At 60.7% G+C, this 21,351-nt stretch carries 20 protein-coding genes and 1 pseudogene; 13 read left to right on the top strand and 8 right to left on the bottom strand.

What is annotated here, in order from left to right; all coding sequences use genetic code 11:
• Positions 1 to 428 precede the first annotated feature (428 nt).
• Together IPM54_17095 and IPM54_17090 are read left to right on the top strand one after the other, a co-directional pair.
• The gene (locus IPM54_17095; GenBank protein MBK9261509.1) at positions 429 to 2,792 is read left to right on the top strand and encodes a hypothetical protein; all 2,364 of its coding nucleotides are present in this window, start codon (positions 429 to 431) and stop codon (positions 2,790 to 2,792) included.
• Positions 2,793 to 2,894: 102 nt separating this feature from the next.
• Positions 2,895 to 3,587: a response regulator transcription factor gene (locus IPM54_17090; protein ID MBK9261508.1), complete on the top strand. Its 693-nt coding sequence runs from the start codon at positions 2,895 to 2,897 to the stop codon at positions 3,585 to 3,587.
• Here the strand turns inward: IPM54_17090 and IPM54_17085 are convergent.
• Entirely contained in the window at positions 3,569 to 4,582 is a 1,014-nt protein-coding gene (locus tag IPM54_17085; GenBank protein ID MBK9261507.1) for a hypothetical protein, read from the bottom strand. The genes IPM54_17090 and IPM54_17085 overlap by 19 nt on opposite strands.
• On the opposite strand from IPM54_17085, the gene IPM54_17080 reads away from it, so the two are divergent.
• Complete coding sequence (locus IPM54_17080; GenBank protein ID MBK9261506.1) at positions 4,508 to 5,206, top strand: hypothetical protein; 699 nt, start codon at positions 4,508 to 4,510, stop codon at positions 5,204 to 5,206. The two genes, IPM54_17085 and IPM54_17080, sit on opposite strands and share 75 nt — an antisense overlap.
• Positions 5,203 to 6,030: a class I SAM-dependent methyltransferase gene (locus tag IPM54_17075; protein ID MBK9261505.1), complete on the top strand. Its 828-nt coding sequence runs from the start codon at positions 5,203 to 5,205 to the stop codon at positions 6,028 to 6,030. The genes IPM54_17080 and IPM54_17075 overlap by 4 nt, the downstream gene beginning before the upstream one ends.
• A gap of 12 nt (positions 6,031 to 6,042) precedes the next feature.
• Here IPM54_17075 and IPM54_17070 read toward each other — a convergent pair whose 3' ends face one another.
• Genes IPM54_17070 through IPM54_17060 form a run of 3 tightly spaced genes read right to left on the bottom strand, consistent with a single transcriptional unit; the run spans position 6,043 to position 10,346 of the window.
• Positions 6,043 to 6,651: a DUF4276 family protein gene (locus tag IPM54_17070; protein ID MBK9261504.1), complete on the bottom strand. Its 609-nt coding sequence runs from the start codon at positions 6,649 to 6,651 to the stop codon at positions 6,043 to 6,045.
• The gene (locus tag IPM54_17065) at positions 6,648 to 7,790 is read right to left on the bottom strand and encodes an AAA family ATPase (protein MBK9261503.1); all 1,143 of its coding nucleotides are present in this window, start codon (positions 7,788 to 7,790) and stop codon (positions 6,648 to 6,650) included. Before IPM54_17065 ends, IPM54_17070 begins: the two co-directional genes overlap by 4 nt.
• A 42-nt stretch (positions 7,791 to 7,832) precedes the next feature.
• A complete protein-coding gene (locus tag IPM54_17060) occupies positions 7,833 to 10,346 on the bottom strand; it encodes a leucine--tRNA ligase (GenBank protein ID MBK9261502.1) in 2,514 nt (837 codons plus the stop codon).
• A 513-nt stretch (positions 10,347 to 10,859) separates the two neighbouring features.
• On the opposite strand from IPM54_17060, the gene IPM54_17055 reads away from it, so the two are divergent.
• Both IPM54_17055 and IPM54_17050 read left to right on the top strand, forming a co-directional pair.
• Positions 10,860 to 11,867: a Uma2 family endonuclease gene (locus IPM54_17055; protein MBK9261501.1), complete on the top strand. Its 1,008-nt coding sequence runs from the start codon at positions 10,860 to 10,862 to the stop codon at positions 11,865 to 11,867.
• Positions 11,868 to 11,957: 90 nt separating this feature from the next.
• Positions 11,958 to 12,866 carry a DMT family transporter gene (locus IPM54_17050; GenBank protein ID MBK9261500.1) on the top strand — a complete coding sequence of 303 codons (909 nt, stop codon included), beginning with the start codon at positions 11,958 to 11,960 and terminating at the stop codon, positions 12,864 to 12,866.
• An 11-nt stretch (positions 12,867 to 12,877) separates the two neighbouring features.
• On the opposite strand, the gene IPM54_17045 is transcribed toward IPM54_17050, so the two are convergent.
• Positions 12,878 to 13,528 carry a hypothetical protein gene (locus tag IPM54_17045; protein MBK9261499.1) on the bottom strand — a complete coding sequence of 217 codons (651 nt, stop codon included), beginning with the start codon at positions 13,526 to 13,528 and terminating at the stop codon, positions 12,878 to 12,880.
• Positions 13,529 to 13,543: 15 nt separating this feature from the next.
• A complete protein-coding gene (locus tag IPM54_17040; protein ID MBK9261498.1) occupies positions 13,544 to 13,873 on the bottom strand; it encodes a hypothetical protein in 330 nt (109 codons plus the stop codon).
• Positions 13,874 to 14,023: 150 nt separating this feature from the next.
• Between IPM54_17040 and IPM54_17035 the strand changes: the two genes are divergently transcribed.
• The 7 genes from IPM54_17035 (at position 14,024) to IPM54_17005 (ending at position 19,780) form a co-directional block, all read left to right on the top strand.
• Complete coding sequence (locus IPM54_17035) at positions 14,024 to 14,692, top strand: hypothetical protein (protein MBK9261497.1); 669 nt, start codon at positions 14,024 to 14,026, stop codon at positions 14,690 to 14,692.
• Positions 14,682 to 15,797, top strand: a complete 1,116-nt coding sequence (gene proB / locus IPM54_17030) for a glutamate 5-kinase (protein MBK9261496.1) — start codon at positions 14,682 to 14,684, stop codon at positions 15,795 to 15,797. Before IPM54_17035 ends, proB begins: the two co-directional genes overlap by 11 nt.
• A 79-nt stretch (positions 15,798 to 15,876) precedes the next feature.
• Complete coding sequence (locus IPM54_17025; protein MBK9261495.1) at positions 15,877 to 16,419, top strand: hypothetical protein; 543 nt, start codon at positions 15,877 to 15,879, stop codon at positions 16,417 to 16,419.
• A 95-nt stretch (positions 16,420 to 16,514) separates the two neighbouring features.
• Entirely contained in the window at positions 16,515 to 17,468 is a 954-nt protein-coding gene (locus IPM54_17020; protein ID MBK9261494.1) for a S1 family peptidase, read from the top strand.
• Positions 17,469 to 17,560: 92 nt separating this feature from the next.
• Entirely contained in the window at positions 17,561 to 18,199 is a 639-nt protein-coding gene (gene lepB / locus IPM54_17015; GenBank protein ID MBK9261493.1) for a signal peptidase I, read from the top strand.
• 405 nt (positions 18,200 to 18,604) lie between these two features.
• A complete protein-coding gene (locus IPM54_17010; protein MBK9261492.1) occupies positions 18,605 to 19,387 on the top strand; it encodes an FHA domain-containing protein in 783 nt (260 codons plus the stop codon).
• Between the two features lie 9 nt (positions 19,388 to 19,396).
• Positions 19,397 to 19,780 (top strand): hypothetical protein, encoded by a 384-nt coding sequence (locus tag IPM54_17005; protein ID MBK9261491.1) that lies wholly within the window; start codon positions 19,397 to 19,399, stop codon positions 19,778 to 19,780.
• Positions 19,781 to 19,963: 183 nt separating this feature from the next.
• Here the strand turns inward: IPM54_17005 and IPM54_17000 are convergent.
• Both IPM54_17000 and IPM54_16995 read right to left on the bottom strand, forming a co-directional pair.
• A pseudogene (locus IPM54_17000) lies at positions 19,964 to 20,584 on the bottom strand (hypothetical protein).
• A 63-nt stretch (positions 20,585 to 20,647) separates the two neighbouring features.
• The gene (locus IPM54_16995; GenBank protein ID MBK9261490.1) at positions 20,648 to 21,319 is read right to left on the bottom strand and encodes a TlpA family protein disulfide reductase; all 672 of its coding nucleotides are present in this window, start codon (positions 21,317 to 21,319) and stop codon (positions 20,648 to 20,650) included.
• Positions 21,320 to 21,351: the final 32 nt, after the last annotated feature.

The following is a 21,351-nucleotide window of genomic DNA, read 5'->3' as shown; positions in this document are numbered from 1 at the left end:
CTGCCGAGATCAGGGGACTGGATGCGGCATCGGGTTTGCTTGTGCAGCCGCTGATGATGGGGAGCTTGCCGCTCAACGACTCGATCCTACCGCCATCCGGAATTGACAGCCTTCGGGGGACATCCCTAGCATCGAGTGATCCTTTAGGAATGGGCCGTCGTACGGACCCGTTCGGCGCGGCAGCTCGGGTGGGTGGGACGAACCCATCGCGGCTGCATGCTCTTTCGAGTTCGAAACATTCTTGCGTGCGCGAGGCGCTCGTCACGCCCTGCGCCTCGTCGATGCAGTACAAAACCCACGGCCCACGGACTTCGCAGTGCACGTCACCCACGTGCACTTGCGGCGCCAAAAGCCACTTGCCGCGTGATGTCGGCTAAGGAGTCAGCATGAAAGACTTACAGCGTCCCAAACGCTTCTTCGCGAAGCACATGGCCCGCGCGACCCTCTCCGTGGTCGCGACCGCGGCGACGGTTGGAGCCGTGGGTTGTCTCGACAGACCCATCGACACCATCGAACCGCGCCTGACGGTCACGATCGTCGAAAAACTTCAGCAGAGCTCCGTCGACAAAATCGACCTCGTGCTCGGCATCGACAACTCGCGTTCGATGGCGGACAAGCAGCAAATCCTCGCGCTCGCCATCCCCGACCTCGTCAAGGGTCTCGTCAACCCGCGATGCCTCGACGACAACGGCGTTCCGGCGCAGATGCAGCCGGCCTATCCCACCGAGGCATGTCCTGCTGGCACCAAGCGCGAATTCGAACCCGTGCTCGACATTCACATCGGCGTGACGAGCTCCAGCATCGGCGGCCACGGCGCCGATTCGTGTCCCAACATCGACAACGGGGCGAAGGAATGCCAGCCAAACCCCAACACGACGAACAATGACAAGGGGCAGTTGCTCGCGCGCTTGGATCAGTGCGGCGGCCAAGAAGCACCCACCTACCAAAACAAGAAGTTCCTCGCTTGGGATCCGGGCTGCACGCTGAATCCGCCGGCATGCAAGCACAACCCCGGTGGTGAAACGGTCATCGACGACGGCATGGGCGGCGGCATCGTCCCCACGCTGCGCGACATGGTCGTCGGCACGGGCCAGATCGGCTGCGGTTACGAGTCTCAGCTCGAGTCCATCTACCGCTTCCTCGCCGACCCCGAGCCGTACGAGACGATCACGGCCGAGAACTTCAAGGCCGTTCCGCAGGGCACCGACATGGTTCTCTTGCAGCAGCGTGCCGAGTTCATGCGGCCCGATTCGTTGCTCGCCATCATCATGCTGACCGACGAGAACGACTGCTCCATCAAGGAGTTTGGCCAGTTCTATTACGTCGGACAGCTCCGCAACGGTGCAACCCCCGTGCGTCTGCCCCGCGCGCGTCAGGAATGCGCGAAGGATCCCAACGATCCGTGCTGCAAGTCCTGCGGTCAGCCTGCGGGAAGCTGCCCCGAAGATCCGACCTGCATCGATCCGAACACCGGCAAACCCCCCACGCTTTTGTCCGATGTCGAAGACAACATCAACCTGCGCTGCTGGGATCAGAAGCGTCGCTTCGGCATCGACTTCCTCTATCCCACCGACCGTTACGTGCAGGCGTTTTCCAGCGCGAAGATCCCCAATCGCGCAGGCGAGCTCGTCGACAATCCCATCTTCTCGGACCTCAATCCGCAAGACAACAACTCCAACATTCGCGATTCGGGCCTGGTCTTCTTCGCCGGCATCATCGGCGTGCCCTGGCAAGACATCGCGCGTGACAAGACGGATCTGAAGAAGGGCTTCAAAGACGCCAACGAGCTCAACGAACAGATCGACGCCAGCGGCATCACGACCTGGGACGTCATCCTCGGCAACCCCACCAAGAACGTGCAGCCGCTCGATCCGCTCATGGTCGAGGCGGTCCAGAAGCGTACCGGGACCAACCCCATCACGGGCGATGTGCTCGTCGACGCGAGCATGCCGAATGCGAACCCGATCAACGGCCACGAGTGGACGATTCCGAACGACGACTTGCAGTACGCATGCATCTTCCCGCTCTTGCCCGGCACCGACCGCGATTGCACGAACACGAACCTCACGGCGTGTGACTGCACGTTGAAGGACAACGACAACCCGCTGTGCCAAGCGGATCCGAACAACATGGGCCAGCCCACCCTGCAGGTGCGCGCGAAGGCTTATCCGGGCTTGCGTCCGCTCTCCGTTCTCCGCGACCTCGGTTCGCAAGGCATCGTCGCATCGGTTTGTCCGGCGCAACTCAGCAACCAGGACGAAAACGCGACCGACTTCGGTTACCGTCCCGCCATCGGCGCCATCATCGATCGTCTGAAGACCGCGCTCGGTGGCCAGTGCTTGCCCCGTACGCTCGTTCCCGATTCCGACGGCAACGTGCCGTGCCTGATCATCGAAGCCCGCAACTCGCAAGGTCAATGCGCGTGCGATCCCGGCAAGGCTCGCCTGGACATCCCCTCCGATTCCGAGAAGTACAAGGCCGTCGAAGTGGCCAAGCAAGACGCGCTCGCGGCCAAGGCCGGCTGGGATTGCTTCTGCGAAATCGCGCAAACCGAAGGCGGGCAACGCGACGCTTGCCAGAACACGAACACCAATCCTCTCACGGACGCGCAGGGCCAGCCGGTCAATGGTTGGTGCTACGTCGACGCCACGACCGAGCCGCCCACGGGTAACGCCGAAATCGTTGCCAAGTGCCCGGACAACGAGCGTCGCATCATCCGGTTCGTCGGCGAAGGCGAAGCGCAAACGGGCGCCACGCTCTTCATCACCTGCTCCGGTGACTCCGGCGGCTGATCCTTCACACACCTGACGGCATCACGAGCGATGCCGTCCACGCACAACGACGGGGCCCTCTTCGGGCCCCGTTCGTTTTTGTGGTAAGACCGCCCCGCTCAGGTGTCGTCGAAAAAGAAAATCCTCATCATCGAAGACGAACCACACATCGTCCTCGGCCTCACGGATGCACTCGAATTCGAGGGTTTTGCCGTCGTTTCCGCAGGAACCGGCAACGCAGGCGTTCAGCTCGCCAAGCAGGAAAAACCCGAAGCCGTCCTGCTCGACCTCATGCTTCCCGACACGAACGGCTTCAAAGTCTGCGAAGAGCTCCGGCGCCTCGATGCGTTCGTTCCCATCATCATCCTCACGGCGCGTGGCCAAGAGGTCGACAAGATCCGCGGCCTCGATGCAGGCGCCGATGACTACGTGACCAAGCCTTTCAGCGTCGGCGAGCTCATCGCGCGCATTCGCGCCATCTTCCGCCGTGCAACGCGCGTGTCCGAAACGACGCCCGAGGTCTTCGCCGTGGGCCAAGCAAAGGTCAACATGACCACGCACACGGTCTCGCGCGGGTCGAAGAGCCATCCGCTCTCTTTCTACGAAGTCGAACTACTCAGGCTCCTCTACGAACGCGTCGGGCAACCGGTTTCTCGCGACGAAATCCTGCAAAAAGTGTGGGGACTCGATGGGTCACCCACCAATCGCACCGTCGACAACTTCATCGTCAAGTTGCGCAAGAAAATCGAAAAGTCCCCGGACAAACCTCAGCACATCCTCACCGTCTACGGGCACGGCTACAAGCTCGCGCCGTGACGAAGGACGTTCCGCAAGTCGCACGCGACGCTCGTGCTGTCGTCGCGTAGCTTCGACGAATCGACGACGCCCAAATTCGTCCCTTCGCGCACCTGCCTCGCTTCGACGTACAGCGCATCTCGACCCCCGGACAAACTGCCCACCCAACCGATCACGTCCCCGTCCTCCACGGTCACGCCTTCGACAGCCCGTTCACTCGAGCTTGCCAACAGGCCATGCACGACGAGGATCTGCCTCAACCTGCCGCCTTCACGCACCATGTGCGCCGTGACGACCGTCGTTCCAACCAGTTCCCCGACAAACGCGACTTCTGCCGGGCCCTCCTGTCCCTCGAGTGTAACGGCGATCACCTCGTCACCGCTCGTCGCTTCGAGGAGTACTGCGGACGGCCCGATTTCGGCGTCAGGGACCGTACCTGGGGGCAGATCGAGCCCGCCGAGCACGATGGGCTTTGCGTCACCAGCAAGAGGATAGCGATACGCCGATGCATCGGCAGGGCGCTCGGGACGCCTCGGAATGACCTCGCCCCGTTGCCGAAGGGCCGCTTTCGGGGCGTCGGACCCATCGACGCGTGTGGTTTGACCCGTTCGAGGAAGGGGAATGCAGGCGTCACCTTCGGGCAACTGGAAAGGCCCGCATGAGGCTGCCATGGCGGGAGCAGGCACGCGTGCGGGCTCCGCGGGCGCTTCGGGCGCCTGGGGCGTTTTTTTCCGCGAAAAGCCGAACGCACCGACGGCTGCAACGAGGGCAGCGAAGACGGCGGCGCGAACGAGCGGCTGCATGAAAGGGCTATAGCCCATCGAAGCGCGTCGTTCGATGCGCCGGGGGTCTTTCCCGACAGCCGTCGGGTCGCACCCGTCCGACGATCTACCGGCGGCGCGGCTTGCGAAATCCGAGGCGTATTGATAGCTCCTGTCTTCGTGCAAGACCGCAGCTCGATCGACCAAACCCTGAACGCCCTCTTCGATGCCGAGCGCACCGTGCGCCGCCTTCACGACGACCTTGCTCGGCAGCCAGAAGCGACGCTGCTCGCGGCGCTCACCGATGCCATCGCCGCAGCGCTTCGCGAAAGCGACGACGATGAAGCAGGACTACGCCTCGTGCGCATCTCGTCGCTGCTCGGCGAGCTCGAGGGGCCAGGGGTCGTCGATGCGCTGATCGACGTGCTCACGTCGGAAAATCCCGAAGCACGAAGTCATGCAGGCGAAGTGCTCGAAGGGCTTGCGTTCGATCGCTTCAAAGAGGTTGCTCGTGGCGTCGAGCGAGCGCTGAAGCGCTTGCCTTCAGGCTCGCCCGCGCTGCCGGAGCTGCCCTACATCCTCGTCGAAATCCCCGAGCCTGGCGTGGTGAAGCTGCTTGCGCAGTTCTTGCGCCACGGCGATGCCGATGCCGTTGCAGCCGCGATCGAGGCGCTCGTGCAAGTGGGTGATCCATCGGCGGCACGCATGATCGAGCCGCTCGTCGATGACATGCGCACGGTGGAGCTCGACGAGGACGGCTCGGATGGCAGCACGGAGCTCACGCTTGGCGAGCTTGCCGAAGAGGCGCTCGAGATCCTCGAGGGTGGCGACGACGGTGGCGATGAAGAGCCGTCGAATGGTCAGGGCCGCGCGTCATGAACATCGGCGCACCGCTCACGGCGGCGGACGCGGCCGTATTCGACACGTCCGTGATCCCGCGATACCTCGCCAACTTCGGGGTTCCTGCGGTGGAAATGGCCATACCGTATGCACCGGCCACCATCGTCGACATCGGTTGCAGGACGGGGTTTGTCGAAGCGCTCCTGGCCGAGAAGTTCGGGGGGTCGAACATTTACGGATACGACCCTTCGCCCGCTGCGATCACGCTCGCGCGTGAAAAAGCGGCGGCACTTTCGAGCGTGAACATCGCGCTCGATGTGGTCACGCAGCTCCCTTTGCCGCTGAACGATTCGAGTTTCACGCACGGGCTCTTGATTCACCCCGACGTGAGCGCCGAGGTGCGGTACACGCTGCTTGCGGAATTGCGTCGGGTGCTCGTTCCGGGTGGTCAAGCGCTCGTGGCATTGCCCGTGCGCGGGTCATTTCCGGAAATTTACGACATGCTGCGCGAATATGCGCTTCGCCAGGACTTGGCGGATTTTGGCAAAGCGGTGGAGCTGTCGGCGGCGAGTCGACCGACGATTGAATCATTATCGGAAGAGCTCGAAAAGGTGGGTTTGGGCGAGGTCGACGTCGACGTGCAATTGATTGGCGTGTCGTTTCCGAGCGGGCGGGAATTCCTCGAGGATCCCATTGCGCAGCTCGTAGTTTTTCCGGACATGCGGGCATTGCTCGAAGCCGATGGACCGGCCATCGACGCGGCATTTCGTTACGTGCAGGATGCCATAACGAAATATTGGTCGGAGGGCGCATTCGAGCTGACGGTGAACGTCGGATGCGCGAGCGGCCGAAGGTGGGAGTGAGCGAGGTGTCCTTTAGGGAAGCTTTACGCCGCCCGAAAGGGTGATGATCGTATTCACGAGCGCTTTCAGCTCGGGACATGCCTCGACGGCAATGGACAAGTCGTTCTCTTTGAGAATACGCGATGCATCTCGTGGTTTGACGTAGCTATCTCGACACCCCCCGCGCTCGAAGATTTCCTTGATTCGCACGGCGGGTGGGCGATTGTGATTCACTTGCTCCGGCGCCCCGGATGGCGCTGCCATGTTGTGTCTTGCCAGCTTTTGGATGGTGTTCCAATAGGGCAGAAGCCACGCTTCGAAATCATGCATGGCCACGTGCGGAAAGAACTTTTCGTTCGGTCCCACCCACGCGCTCATTTTCGCTTTGGCGTCGCTGGCGTCCAGGAAGTCGGCCGTCCCGGTATAAACATCCGTTAATGCAATGACAGCGTCGGCAACGGGTCGCTTCGTCAACGCGTCGTTCACGACACGACGAAGTTTTTCCCCTTTGGGAATACGACCATCATATGGGCGTACCGTGAGTTGTGGCATACGCCCCGCCAATCGATTTTCCAAAAAATTCCGGAGTACGGGAAGGAACGCACGCTCAGTGTCGCCTTCCACGAGCATCACAATCTTCACGATGTTTCCCCGAGACGCCTCATTCGCCAAAGTTCGTCAAGGCTATAATCCGTCAACCATTCGTCAATTTCCATCTTGTTCGCCCAGGTAAACCTGGCCGCACCAGCGTCGCTTTCCACAACGAGCAACTCCTCGGGGCGCAAAAACCGCACGAGCCGATCAGAATGCGTGGCCACAATGATTTGGCTACGTTTTGACGCTTCACGCATGAGCTGAACCAATAGGCTCTGCAACGCCGGATGCAAACTGACTTCGGGTTCATCAAGCAAAACGATGCGTGGCAAGTCGCGACTGCCGAGAAGCGTTGCCAACCACAAAAAGCGCAGCGTACCTTCGGACAGTTGATGCATATACATAGGCTTCGAATAATTGCGGTCTTTCCACGTCATGGACAACATGCCAGCGGCAGCCGGCGGAAATGCGAGTCGCTCGAAATCCGCAAATGCGGCCACCAGCGTGTCCTCCAGGATCTCGAATCGATCCGGATCGCTTTCTCGCAGATAGTAAAGACAACTGACTAGGTCCTCACCTTGCGCGCCAGGCAGCGTTGCGGGGCGCATTTGCTGCGGCATTCGCACCGGTGATTTGGGCGCTACATTGAGCGACGCGTAAAACGTCGTGGCCGCAAGCATTCGCCGCAGTTCCTCGGGCTCGCGAAACATCTTCGGCACCTGCGCAAGTGCTGTTTCGAGCATATCCATGGGCCAATCGGGTCGCGTGAGCCGATACGCAATGGTGTCGAAGTACCTCACGTTCCCATGAATCGATTCGATGTGCTTGAACGGAATGGATTGTCCTCGATCCTGCGTCAAAAGCTCCGTCTGAATCCAGTACCCTTGCCCTTTCGGCTCGACGCGCAACTTGTACTCCAGAGGGGCATGCCCTTCCACGGGCATCGAAAGATCAAGCTCCAACGCGGTGGATCGATCTCGCGTCAGAACATCGGCAATGCCTCCCAGATCGGACAATCGATTGGCCAATTGTCCATTGCACGAAGCCGCCAGCAGCGACAAGACTTCGAGCAGGGACGTCTTTCCTGCACCATTGGCGCCAATGATGACGCTGAACGGCTTCATTTCAAGATCAACGTCCAGAAGCTTCCGGTAACCGCGAATTCGGAAATGCGCAATCGTGGTCATGAACGATCCTTTCGTGAAAGGATGACAGCGATACCGATCCTCTCAGCCCACCACCAAATTCACGATCTTCCCCGGCACGTAAATGAACTTCTTGATCGTCTTGCCGGTCGTGAACGGTGCCACGCCGTCCGCTGCAAGCGCTGCCTCGCGCGCTTCGTTCTCCGATGCTTTCACCGCAAGCGTCACGCGCCCGCGCACCTTGCCATTCACCTGAACCGCCATTTCAATCACGTCGTCCACGCATAACGCCGGATCGAATGTGGGCCACGCCTCGAGCGATATGCTCTTTTGATTGCCCCACAGATGCCAAATCTCTTCCGCCACGTGCGGCGCAAATGGCGACACGATGAGCGCGAGTCCGCGCGCAGCCTCCCGAGGCACTTCTTTGAACGACCCCAAGTGATTGAGCAGCACCATCATTGCCGAGATGGCCGTATTGAACGACAAACTCGCGATGTCGTCGCCCACTTTCTTGATCGTCCGGTGAAGCAATCTGCGCGTCGCGTCGTCGATCGAATCCGATAGTGGTCGCGTCAAAATCGAATAGAGCCTGTCGCGGAAACGCACCACGCCCTGAATTTGCGACGATTGCCAGGGTTTTACCGCTTCGAGCGGCCCCATGAACATTTCGTACAGACGCAAACTATCGGCACCGTAGGCTTTCACGATGTCGTCGGGATTCACTACGTTCCCCAGCGATTTCGACATTTTTTCGCCATTTTCGCCCAAAATGAGCCCCTGATGCACCAGCTTCTTGAACGGCTCGGGATCCGTCACGACGCCCATGTCGAAAAGCACCTTGTGCCAAAATCGCGCATACAAGAGGTGCAGCACCGCGTGCTCGGCCCCGCCCACGTACAAATCGACCGGCATCCAATCCGCATGAGCTTTTTTGCTGAATGCCTCGTCGTCGTTTCTCGGATCCAGAAACCGCAAGTAATACCAACACGACCCCGCCCATTGCGGCATCGTATTCGTTTCCCGCGCATACCACTTGCCGTCTTTTTGGAAATACCGCCAGTCAGCCGCTCGTGCGAGTGGCCCGGCAGGATCGTCACCCGGACGAAAATCCGGCAAATCCGGTAGCCGGAGCGGCAATTCGTTTTCGGGCACCGCAATGGGCTCGCCAAATCGAATCGTATGCTCGTCCCCTTTGCGAGGATCACCGTTCGGATCCTTCATGTCCACGGGGAAATATATGGGGATTGGTTCGCCCCAGTATCGCTGGCGCGAAAACACCCAATCTCGCAATTTGTAGGTGATCTTGGACGAACCCTTGCCGGCTGCTTCGAGCGCCGCCACGATCGCTCGCTTGGCATCCGGCGACTTCAATCCATCGAATTTCCCACTGCGAACGAGCACGCCTTCATCGACATACGCCGCGGCGAGATCATCGTGCAGCGCCCCATCGGGGCTGATCACTTCCACGATTGGCAAGCCAAACGTCTTGGCAAACGCAAAGTCGCGTTCGTCGTGCCCCGGTACCGCCATCACGGCGCCCGTTCCATACGTGCCGATGACATAGTCACCCACCCAAATCGGCACTGCTTGGCCCGTGATCGGATGAAGCGCCATCGCTCCCGTCGGCTCACCCGTCTTCGTCTTCTGCGCCGTCGTTCGATCGAGGTCGCTCTTGCGCGACGCTGCATCCACATACGCCCGCACACGCTCGGCATGTTCGGCCGTCGTCACCTTTGCCACGAGCGGATGTTCCGGCGCGAGCACCACGTACGTGCAGCCCATCAGCGTGTCGGGACGCGTCGTGAACACGTCGATCTTCGCACCCGCATGTCCTTGGACCTCAAACGAAATCAGCGCGCCTTCCGATCGCCCAATCCAGTTGCGCTGTGCCGTGAGCGTTCCTTCGGGCCAGTCGACGAGCTCCAGGTCTTTCGCCAACCGATCCGCGTACGCCGTGATGCGCAGCATCCACTGCCGCAGCGGCGTGCGCACGACCGGATGCCCGCCAATGTCGCTCTTGCCATCGACGACTTCTTCGTTCGCGAGCACCGTACCCAGCGCCGGACACCAGTTGACGAAGACGTTGTCCTGAAACGCCAAACCGCGTTCGAACAGCTTCAAGAAAATCCACTGCGTCCATCGCACGTAGTTCGGATCGGTCGTGTCGACTTCGCGCGACCAGTCGTAGCTGAAGCCGAGCATCTTCAGTTGGCGGCGGAAGTTGTCGATGTTCTGCGACGTCGTCGTGGCCGGATGCGTGCCCGTGCGAATCGCGTGTTGTTCCGCGGGCAAACCAAACGCGTCCCAGCCCATCGGATGCAGCACGTCGTAGCCATTCATGCGGCTAAAGCGGCAGTAAATGTCGGTCGCCGTGTACCCCTCGGGATGCCCTACGTGCAATCCAGCGCCCGACGGATACGGGAACATGTCGAGCACGTAGCGCTTGGGCCGGCCTTCTCGGCGCACGGCGCGAAATACGTCGTGCTCTTCCCAGTAGCGTTGCCATCGAGGTTCGACCTCGGCGTGAACGTAACGAGTGGGCTCGGCATTCGCAGCGGATGCTTCGGAAGACGTGGTTGCGGAAGAGGTCGTCATGGCGGTCGTACGATTAGCACTTGCAAGGGCCACGTGTCAGCGATTGGCAGCATCGAAACGACGAGCTCTGCGACGAATCGGCCGAGACGCACGTCGGGATTGGTCAGCGCGAACGATCAACTCGCCTCGCCGAGCAGCCGATCGGCCAGCGCCAGCGTGCGCGCGTCGTGTCGAGTCCATTTCTTTGGGAGCGCCGCAGTTGCGCCGTAATACAAATCACTTTACCGTGTATGACATCTCACGCATCGATGTTTTAAAATTGCCGACCATAGCTGGATTTCTAAAGAACTAAAAACACTTCCCAACAAAAATTTGGTTTTTCTTGTCATTCTAAGGTTCGTCTCGTATGATTGGCACATTCGCTTGGACGAACCTGGGGTTTGGGGCGCCGAGGGCGACCCGAAGCTCCAAATGTTCAACCAGGGGTTCGGCGAAATAGAACGACTCGCACTGCTTCGAAGCGGTGCGCGAACGCTTTTGTTGATTGGACAAATTGGAATGGAGGGTCAAAGCATGGCATCCCGAGCACTCGACCTGAACGACGCGTCTTTACGAAACGATGCATTTCGCAACTCGCCCTCCTGTGGTAGGGTCGAGAGCATGGTATTGAAGCCGCCGCCCAGGTCCGAGCCTTTGCCTGCGCCTCGTCCGGTGCCGGTTACGCCGTCCGAGGAGCGATGGCAAAAGATGACGCGGGCGGAGCGCGACCAGTTCATGATCGACGTGAACGAAGCGCTTTCGGATCCGGTCATTACGATGTCGGAAGGCCGTCCGCACAAGAAGGCGAAGACGCGGGCGATCGACATGTTGGGGCTGCATTTTCGCGCGATGGGGCGGCACATTTACTTGGCGGAAGAAATGTCCGTTCTTTACCCGGGGGAACCTGGCTTTTCTCCAGATGTGCTCGCAGTCCTCGACGTGGAGGAACCCGAGGACGACAAGCGAATGTCCTGGTGCGTGATGGACGAGGGCAAGGGCCTCGATTGGGTGCTCGAAGTGCTCTGGGCAGGGGATCGCGACAAGGATCTCGTGAACAACGTCGAGCGTTATGCGCGTCTCGGCATTCCCGAATATTTTGTTTACGACAAGGCCACGGAACGACTTTTGGGATACCGATTGCCTCCAGAGTCGAAAAAATACCAACCCATCGTGCCGCAGGCAGGGCTTTATCGATCGAACGTGTTGGGGCTCGATTTGGCAATCGTCGGGGGCAACCTGCGATTTTACCATGGAGCTGCCGAGCTGTACAATACGACGCACCTGATTCGCAGACTCGAAACGATGATTGAAAACCTGGAAGCGCGCGCCGATGAAGCCGCCCGAGCGGCAGAAGCTGCAAATCGAAATGCCGAAGCTGCACGGATCGGTTTACGCATCACGGCGACCCTCGCTTCGCGCGGCATTGCATTGTCCGAAACAGGCATAACGCGCATCGAAACATGCACGGATCCCGAAGTGCTCGGTTTATGGCTACGCCGCGCAACGACGGCGACGACTGAAAACGAAGTTTTCGGCGGCTGATATCCGGCATCGGCTCCTTGCCAAACGCCCGCCTACCGTTCATACCTCGGCCCGCTTCGCCCCATTGCCCCCCGAACGCTTCCTACCACCATGCCAATTCCCCTCGGAGAGCTCGCCGCACTCGGCACAGCAGGATGCTGGACAGTAAGCTCAATTGCATTTTCGGCCGCCGGCAAACGCATCGGTTCGTTATCGCTGAACCTCGTCCGGCTCGTCATCGCATTTGTGCTCGTCACGCTTTATTGCTGTGTTCGTCGAGGCATGCTTTTGCCATTCGATGCACCGCCACGAACCTGGGGATGGCTGCTCGCCAGCGGCTTCGTCGGATACGTATTTGGGGATTTGTGTCTCTTTCGCGCGTTCGTGCTCGTCGGACCCCGTTTGTCGATGCTCGTCATGGCCCTGGTGCCACCCATGGCCGCGGTGCTCGGGTTTTTCCTGCTGAATGAACGTATCTCGCCCCTTGGAATCGCCGGCATGATCGTCACGATTTCCGGTGTCGCTTGGGTCGTGCGCGAACGCCCTGATACAGCATCGACGAGCGATACGGCATCCGCGGGGCGAAATCTCCAGAATGGTATTTTGCTCGCGTTCGGTGGCGCCGTCGGCCAGGCCCTTGGAATGGTGCTCGGAAAAATCGGCATGGGAACGTATGATCCCGTCGCTTCCGGGCAAATTCGCATCATGGCCGGCATGGCAGGCTTCGCCGCCCTTTTTACGGCTGTCGGTTGGTGGAAAAAAACCTTTGAAGGAATTCGCGACAAGCATGCAATAGGTTATGCCACCATCGGCGCATTCGCCGGGCCATTCGTTGGCGTATCCTTGTCACTCGTATCCGTTCAACTCACGGAAACGGGCATTGCCGCGACCATCATGTCGACCACGCCCGTCCTCATCATTCCGGTCGTGATTCTCACGGGCCAGGAACGAGTCAGCGCACGCGCCGCGATTGGTGCAATCGTCGCCGTCGCCGGCGTGGCCATGCTTTGGGTACGCTGATTCGGCCGCGATTATTTGGATGCGACTCGCACTAAAAATCGCGACATTTCTTCGACGAGCGCCATGGATTCGGGGTCGTGCATCTTCGCAAGCGTGCGCGCCGCATCGAGCGCCCGCTTGGCCGATTCGTTATCCCCCACGACTGCCCCAAGCTGGCTCGTCGCAAGCAAGACCGGCAAAAGCGCCATGGGATCGTCCGCTTCTTGCGCGCTCGCCCGAGCCCGCGGCAGCAGCGCCTCCGCACCCGCCACGTCCCCCGTTCCCAGGAGCGCCACGATCTTGTTCGATAACAACACCGCGCGTTCACCAGGATCCATCTGACGATGCGACAATTCATCGATGGGCGCCGCAGCCATTCGCCGCATTTCGACCACCCGCACGAGCTGTTCGCGCAAACCTCGCAATCCCACGACGTGCTTGTCGAGCCCCGCTTGCTGCGCTTCGCCAATGGCTTTTTCGAGCACCGAGAGCGCTTCTTGCTCGCGCCCCAATCCCATGAGCGCCCGCGCCTCGAGTGCCCGTGCCGGCGCCAAAAATCCCGGATCGTTCGCAAGCGCCGGGAGCGCAGGACGAAGTCGCTCGAGCGCGTCCGCAAATGCACCCGCTCCCACGTCGAGCGCCGCCAACTGCAATACTTGCCGCGGATCTTCAGCTTCCGACACGACGTTTCTCCTCGATCACTTGTCCGCGGGTCTTTTTTCGCGCGGCAAATAATATCCGACGAACTTTTTCTTTTCGAGCCACGCCGTCAGCACTTCGCTCCGCCGCGGTTCTTCGAGACCCGTTTGATCGAGCCCCAAATCGACCGCCGAGCTTGCAATCGAGGAACAACCATCCTCCCCAGGTTGCTTTTTCAATGCTTCCGTTGTCTCTTTGCACGCCCGAAATACCGTTTCATATGTTTCGAGCGCTCGATTCGCTTTGGCTTCCGGCGAGCACCCGAAGGCGACTGCCGCAAGCAATGCTCCGAGCATTACGGGAAAGGAATGACCGAACACGCCACGCATCAGCGATTCTCCTGACGAACCCGAACACGCGGCAACGTACACCAGCCGAAGCTCGTGCGAAAGTCGAGGTAGCCCAAGTGGCTGGCACCTTTCGCCTGTCGGCTTTCGCCGTTCTTGCTCCCTTGGGCCCGGCTGACTACCGTCGAATCCATGACCACCGCTTCGCCCGCCGCGCGTCCCCAAAGCTCCGTCGCAGTACCCATGACGGCCAACGCGCCGACCGGCCGCCTCATGATGCTCTCCGCAGCATCCATGGGGGCGCTCGCTTTGCCGCTCCCCATCGTGCCGGAACGCATGGTCGGACGCCTCCGTGGAGCGCTCGCGCACGACATCGCCGCTCGCTACGGCCTCAGCATGACCGCCGATGCTCGCAAAATCCTCGCCGACGCATCCAGGCACGCGGGCCCTCAGAATGTCGCTCGCACCACCCTCGAGATGATCGGACGAACCCTCCTCAGCCGCGGCCCGCTCGGCGCCCTCACGTCCCTCGCCGGGGGCCTCGAAGTGTACGCTTTCGGTCACCTCTTCGAGCGATATCTCGCGCGCGTCCGCACGACGCAAGCCGTCCGCATCGGTATCGACGAAGCCAAGCTCATCCGGCAGCTCATCGATCGCTCCGTTTTGCGCCTCATGTCGCCCTACTTGAAACCCGCATCCATCACCATGCAGGACGTCATCGAAGACCTTCGGGACGAGTATACACGTTGGGTCGATACGGCCATCCTCACGAGCGCTTCGCTCCCGAGCTACCTCGAACGCCGCATCGAAGCCGCATTCGACGAAGTCGCCGCCGAACACCAGGACGAACGTGGTCGCTGAACACGCTGCCGAGCCAAACCCCATAAGCCGCACCGCCCTCGCCAAAGTCCGCCGAGCCATCGTCAAGATCGGATCGAAGAGCCTCACCGGCGACGCATGGGACAGACTTGCCCAAGACGTTGCTGCGTTTCGCGAAAGCGGCCATCGCGCCGCGCGTAGCGTCGTCATCGTATCGAGCGGCGCCATTGCGAGCGGCATGCAGAAGCTCGGGCTCAAGAGCCGCCCCAAGGACATCGCTCGACTGCAAGCCGCCGCTGCCGCCGGTCAAAGCATTCTCATGCGACGTTACGAGGTTGCTTTTGACAAACTCGGCATTCCCGTCGCTCAGATTTTGCTCACGCACGCCGACCTTGCCGATCGCAGCCGGACAAACAACGCCCGCAATGCGTTCGCCGCGTTGCTCGAAGCCGGATGCGTTCCCATCGTGAACGAGAATGACGCCGTCGCCGTCGAGGAGATCAAATTCGGCGACAACGATCAGCTCGCGTCCATGGTCACGCCGCTCGTCGAAGCCGATCTGTTGCTCTTGCTCTCCGACGTCGAAGGTTTGCTCGACGAAACGGGCAAACGCGTTCCCGTCGTCCACAACATCGCAAGCGAAGCGCGGCATCTCGCGGGCGGATCGACCTCCGGCGTCGGCACGGGCGGCATGTCGAGCAAAGTCGAAGCGGCCAGGCGTGCGACGCTTGCCGGCGCTCACGTCGTCATCGCACATGCGCGAGAATCCGGCATTCTCGGCCGAGTCATCGCGGGAGAAGACGTCGGCACGTTTTTCCCGGCCGTACATCAACGCCTCAACGCGCGAAAACACTGGATTGCGTTCACGCTGCGTCCTCGCGGCGTCATTTTGCTCGACCGTGGAGCTGCCGAGGCGATCTGCGCGAAAAACCGCAGCATTCTGGCCGTCGGTGTCCTCGGCGTACGCGGAAGCTTCGGCGCCGGTGATGCCGTCTCCATCGTCGATTGCGACGGACAAGAGATCGCTCGCGGTTTGTCTCGTTTGTCCCAGACCGACGTAGCTCGCCTCGCTGGCCACAAGCGCGAGGACAATGGCGAGGACATCGTCGTTCATCGCGATGACCTCGTGGTGCTCCCCCGCGACTGATTACTTACATTTACCTACCTATTTTCGTGCTCTTCACGAGGCGCCGGAACATTTCTTTCGAGCGTTGTCTGTGGCCGTCATGCGCTCGGCACTCCTCGTTGCGAATGCTTTCGTCCTGACCGCGATCGCTTGGCTCGCCCTCGTTGGGCCGTCCACTCCTTCCAAGAGCCTTTTGCCAACCACTTCCAAGGCGCAATCAGCGTCCGGCGTGGATCTTGCGGCACTCGAAGCTCGCGCTGCGCTTTCGCCGACGGTCGAATCCGTAACGGGTCTTGCGTCGGCATACGTCGATCATGGTCAACCGGGGTTGGCGTGCGCCGTGATCGAGCGGTCGGATCGAGCTATTCGAACGGATTTGGCGGTTGCGGACGTTCACGCCCGAGCGCTTTTTCACCGGGGTCGTCCGCGCCAGGCGCTTGCGGTGGTTCAGGATGCCCTGACTGCGTGTGAGAATGACGAAGCTGCGTGCCGCCCGTGGCAGGAGTCCAAGGCGCGGGGGCAGATCGCTTTCCTGCACGAAGTTGTGGTGGCCGGCATCGAAGATCCCATGGCGGACCCGTCGGCTCTGCGGGCTGCATACGAACGAAGCACGAAAACGGTGGGCCTCGTCGCTATGCGTTGATCAAAAACAGAAATTTTGAATATAACAAAAAGAAAGCAGTTTAGCCACCCAAGGAGTTTTTGTCAGCGTTGTCGGATGCTCCCAACGACGCCGCCATGCTCCTTGCCCTTCGGTTCGTCCTCGTGAGCGTTTGCTCACGCCCTACTTGGGAGGCTACAGCGAACGTGCTGACGAGTCGCCCCACAATTCGCTCGACCCCATCCGCTGCTGCTTGCGGCATCGGTGGATTGTCTTGGGTTCCGCTGCTCGTCTCCACGTCCCTGCTCGTCGGGTGTGGTCACACATCCAAGCGTTTGCCCGTTGCGACACCCGCGTCGCATGCCGAGGCGGACGAACGACCGTTCACGATACAGCCGCCCGTCGACCTCGACGTCGAGCATCCGAACAACGCCGTGGTTCGGGTCGTCAGTGACGTCACGTGTTCGGGCACGCTCATCGCCGAGGATCTCGTATTGACGGCGCATCACTGCGTCGCGGAACGAGATGCCGATGGGCAGGTATTGAACCGGGACAAACCGCCCGAGAAATTCATGGTCGAGCTTGGCGGGGACGACCTTCCATGGGGCGAGGTTCAGGTGCGCGCGGTCGTCAGTCCCGACTGTGGTTACGTCTCGGGCAACGGCGACATCGCGATCCTCGTGCTCAGCCGCAAACTCGTTGGAATTCCAACGATGCTTCCACGCATCGAAGCTCCTCCGATTGCGAGCGAGCCTGTCGTGCCCATCGGGTTTGGCCGGTGTGCCCTGACGAGGAGCGCGATTCACCGTGTGGAGCGTCTTGGCGGCAGAGTTGCTCGGATCGAAGAGGGAAGGTTCATCGCCGTAGCATCGGTTTGTCCTGGCGATTCCGGTGGCCCGGTCGTGAGTCCTGGAAGAAACGACGTGGTGGGCGTCGTATCGGCATCCGTGATGGATGGTGACGACAGCACTGCGGGTCCTTCGGTTTTCGTTCGGCTCGACGTTTGGCCCGAGCTTTTCAGTGCGGCTCGTGAGATCGCCGAAGGCGCCAGTCCCAACGAGCTCCCGCCGTTTCGAAGCTGCACGCGCTAATCCCGCGCGTTCGCACAACCACCCAGCCACGAGATTCGATCGCGCTGCGATCTCGCCACGAGTGCGCTCCATGCGATACGCTCCGAGGTTCGATGCAGAAGTACATGAAGGGTATCGTGTGGACGGTGATCATCCTCGCCGCGGTCGGTGGTCTACTCCGCGTGTTGCTCTTTAAAACGTGGACACTCCCGGATGATCTCCAACTCGCGGCATCCATCGAACCCACGCTGCACAACAAGGACACTGTCGTGCTCTTGACGCGCGGCAAACGTGGGTTTGGCGAACTGGTACGCTGCAAGGATCCCGACGACCCCACGCGATACGCCATCGGCCGGATCGTCGGCGTCGAAGGCGATCTCATCGAGATCAAGGGCCGACATCTCTACGTCAACGGCAAGGCGTACGATCCTTCGCAAGCATGTCCCGAGGGCAAGTACGGCTTCCTGCATCCAAACACGGAAGCGGAAATCGAATTGCAGTGCGGCATCGTCGAGATGGGTGGGGGTTGGCACTACCGAGGAAACGAAAAAAAGAACATCCCTCCTGCGGTGTTCAAAGCTGAAGTCGGTGTCGGGATGGTGTTCTTGCTCAGCGACAACATCGACTTTCACGACGATTCGCGCGACTACGGCACGCTCGAGGCTTCAGCGTGTACCGAAAAGATCATTTTTCGTCTTTGGGGCGAGGGTGGGCTGAAGGACGAGGCGACGCGTCTTTCGTACATCCACTGACGGGATGTTCCCCCAAGCTCGCGATCCGTGTACGAACCCGCTTTGCATGTTGCTTGACCCTTCTCGTCAAGCGCGTCTAAAACCGATTGTCTTTTGGGAATGACGTTGCGCGACGAGCAGCACGAAATAGGCATCGTTTGCGGACAGTGCGACACGTGGAGCCCGATGAGCACCACGAGTTGTCCTGCCTGCAGCAACGATCTTGCACTGTTCACGGCCAGTTCGCCGTCGTCGGCGCCACCGGCGCGTTCGGCTGCGCGTGGGCAACCACTGCCGGGCAATCGTCGAGCAACGCCACTCCCTCAGAGCGCTGTCCCAACACGCCGCACGAGCGGTGCCAGTAACCATTCGACCGCGGTATCATCCGCCCGAAACGATTTCTCGGAGTTGACGCAGGAGGAGCTCATGGAGCAAGCCCGCAATTACATCTGCCGTTCATGTTCGAGCGGCGTGCCCTCGGGTCACAAGTTCTGCGGGAGATGCGGAACCGGCGTTCCGCTCGAGGTCCTCAATGCGCAAACGCTGTTTTTCGGGGACATGCAAAACCCCGCAAAAGCCAAGCTCATTCTCATCCGTGGCGAAGGCATGGATGGCCTCAGCTTCCACCTGAAGGCGGAGCAGCACATCGTTGGACGTCAAGGCCAGTTGGTTTTTCCTGACGATCCGTTTGTCTCTCCAAGGCATGCCAACTTCTTCTATCGCGACGGCAAACTCGTCGTGCGCGACGAAGGATCACTCAACGGCGTCTACATCCGCGTCCGAGGCACGGTCGACATCGCTCCAGCCGATACGTTCCTCGCCGGCGAGCAGGTCTTCCGCCTCGATTTGACGCCCAAACCGTCGGATGGACAAGACCCGGATGGCACCTACTTCTATTCGTCCCCCAAGCATCCGAGCCCCTTCCGCCTCACGCAGCTCCTGCAAAGCGGCGCTGTCGGCATGACGGTGTGCGCACGAGGAGCGTCGCTTCAGATCGGACGCGAAGGCGGCGATTTGAACTTCCCCGGTGACCTCTACATGTCGAGCTCGCACTGCCGCATCGAAGAGAACAACGGCAAGTTCACGCTCACCGATCTCAACAGCCGCAACGGCACCTACGTCCGCATCAAGACCGAACGCGAGCTCGGACACGGCGACTACTTGTTCATCGGCCGCAAGCTGCTCCGCGTCGAGCTCAACACGAACTAGGTTGGCACCTTGACCGGTAAAACCTCCCTGCCCTTGTGCTTCATCGATGCTCAGGGCGGCTCGCTCGCGCGATTCGGCGCCGCAGTCGCTCACGCCCTTGGCCATGCAGATGCCATCGCTCTCGTGTGGGGTGATGAAAAGCCGCTCGCCGAAGACGTCGCCACGGTGCTCGAAGAAGTCAGCATGACTGCTCCTGCCGTCATGCCGTTCGACAATGCTTTGACGTCCAAGCATTCGTGCATCTGGCTCGGCGATGGCCCAGGCGTTGCCGCCGTACCGAACGCTCAAGTTTGGGCTTTCTCACTGCCCTCGCCCGACGAGCCTGTGTTCGATCGGCTCGTCACCGCGCGCCTCGTCCGCGATCGAATCGCCCAGCAAATCCGGTCTGCTTGAAGCCAGGCCATGATTTGCTCGCTCGCTTCGCGGGCGTGAGACGCCCGCTGCGCGAGGCTAGTTTACGATGGGGGGGCCGAGGCTCGCCTCCCGGTGCTTTGGACTGCGTCCAAAGCACGGCGAGGCTCGGCCCCCCCATACCCCCCGATTTGGCCGTTTCCAAACTGATCGGTGCTCAGGGCCTCACTGCTTACGCTGCTCTTCTTCGGGTGCGACGCGCGTGGCGATTCCTTCCGCTTCCGCAAGGGACCACGCAGTTCGCGCAGCCATCACCAGCGAAAGCAGCACGCCTTCGGGCACCATGGCGATGAGCCGCTCGAGATCCACCGGACCATCCACGTTCGGCACGCAGCGATCCATGATTTCGGCGAATAGGTCGTACTTGCGCGAAAGATCGTCCAGTCGTTTGCGCAGCGCCGCAGCTTCGTCGCCTTCGGCGTCACCCAAAAGCACGAGCGCTCGCCTGGACAAACCCCGTTTGTCCTGAACTACTCGGCGCAAGCGCGACAGGTACGCGCCGATGATCACATCCGGGTATTTTCCTCGAAGCGCGTACGTATCGTGCCGAGCGCCAGGCTCGCGCAATCGCTCGATGATTCCGGCAGCTTCGAGGCCTCGGAGGTTGGCGAAGATGTTGCTCTTCGACCGACACAGCTCGGCAGAAAGCTCGTCCATCGAACGAGGACCTTCCGCCAAATAAAGCGCCGCAACGACTTGTCCACCGAGACGCGTGATGCCCGGAAACGACGCCGCAATCTCAGCTCCCACGCCTTCGAGCAGCGCTTGTCGAGCCGCCTGCACGCGTGGGTCGCGCGCGTCACTTTGCTCGGGTTTGTCCTTCGTCGTCATCGCATGTCCGAGATTACGCTACGAATCGTCGGCACATAACGTCGCATGTTTTCCGCGCGGTAGGCCCATCGCAAAGTCGACCGGGCAGCCGAAATCCAAAAGCGCTCCCGTCGGCCGCTTGACCATCTCACCAATCTCGATCGCAAGGGGTTCGGACCAATCGCGAGCACCATCGAACCGGGCGCGGATGATTCCCTCGGGGTCGATCACCCACGTTTCCGGATAGAGCTTCGTGCCGTACTTGCCGCCAACGACCTTCGCGTCCTGATCGAAGAGCACCGGGAACGGCGGATCTCCGTTGAGAAGCACGCCGAGCAAGTCTCGCACCTTCTGGCGATCCTCATCGATGGTCACTGTCAGTACCACCATGTCTTTGCGCGTTTGGGCCACACGCGCGAGCATCGCGACCGACGGCATCTCCTCTTTGCACGGGCCGCATGTCTCGGTCCAAAAGTTGAGGAACACGACCTTGCCGCGAAACGACGAAAGCCTCACGGGTTTGCCATCGAGGTCGGGCAGTTCGAAGTCGGGTGCGAGGCGATCGCGACCGGCGTATGCGGGGCGAAGGGCACAAAACGCGGTGCAGCTCGCACGGGCCTGATCGCTCTTCGCGGCCGTGACAAACCCGAAGACGACGATGGCTGCGACGACGATGAAGGCGAGCTGAATGAGCGTGGAGGTCTTCAACATTGCTCCTCGAACTTGGCCACTTACCCCTTAGC

This window comes from Polyangiaceae bacterium (assembly GCA_016715885.1).
Classification (GTDB): Bacteria; Myxococcota_A; Polyangia; order Polyangiales; family Polyangiaceae; genus Polyangium.
The sequence above is the reverse complement of the archived record's forward strand: the minus strand, read 5'-3'. Positions and strand labels throughout refer to the sequence as shown.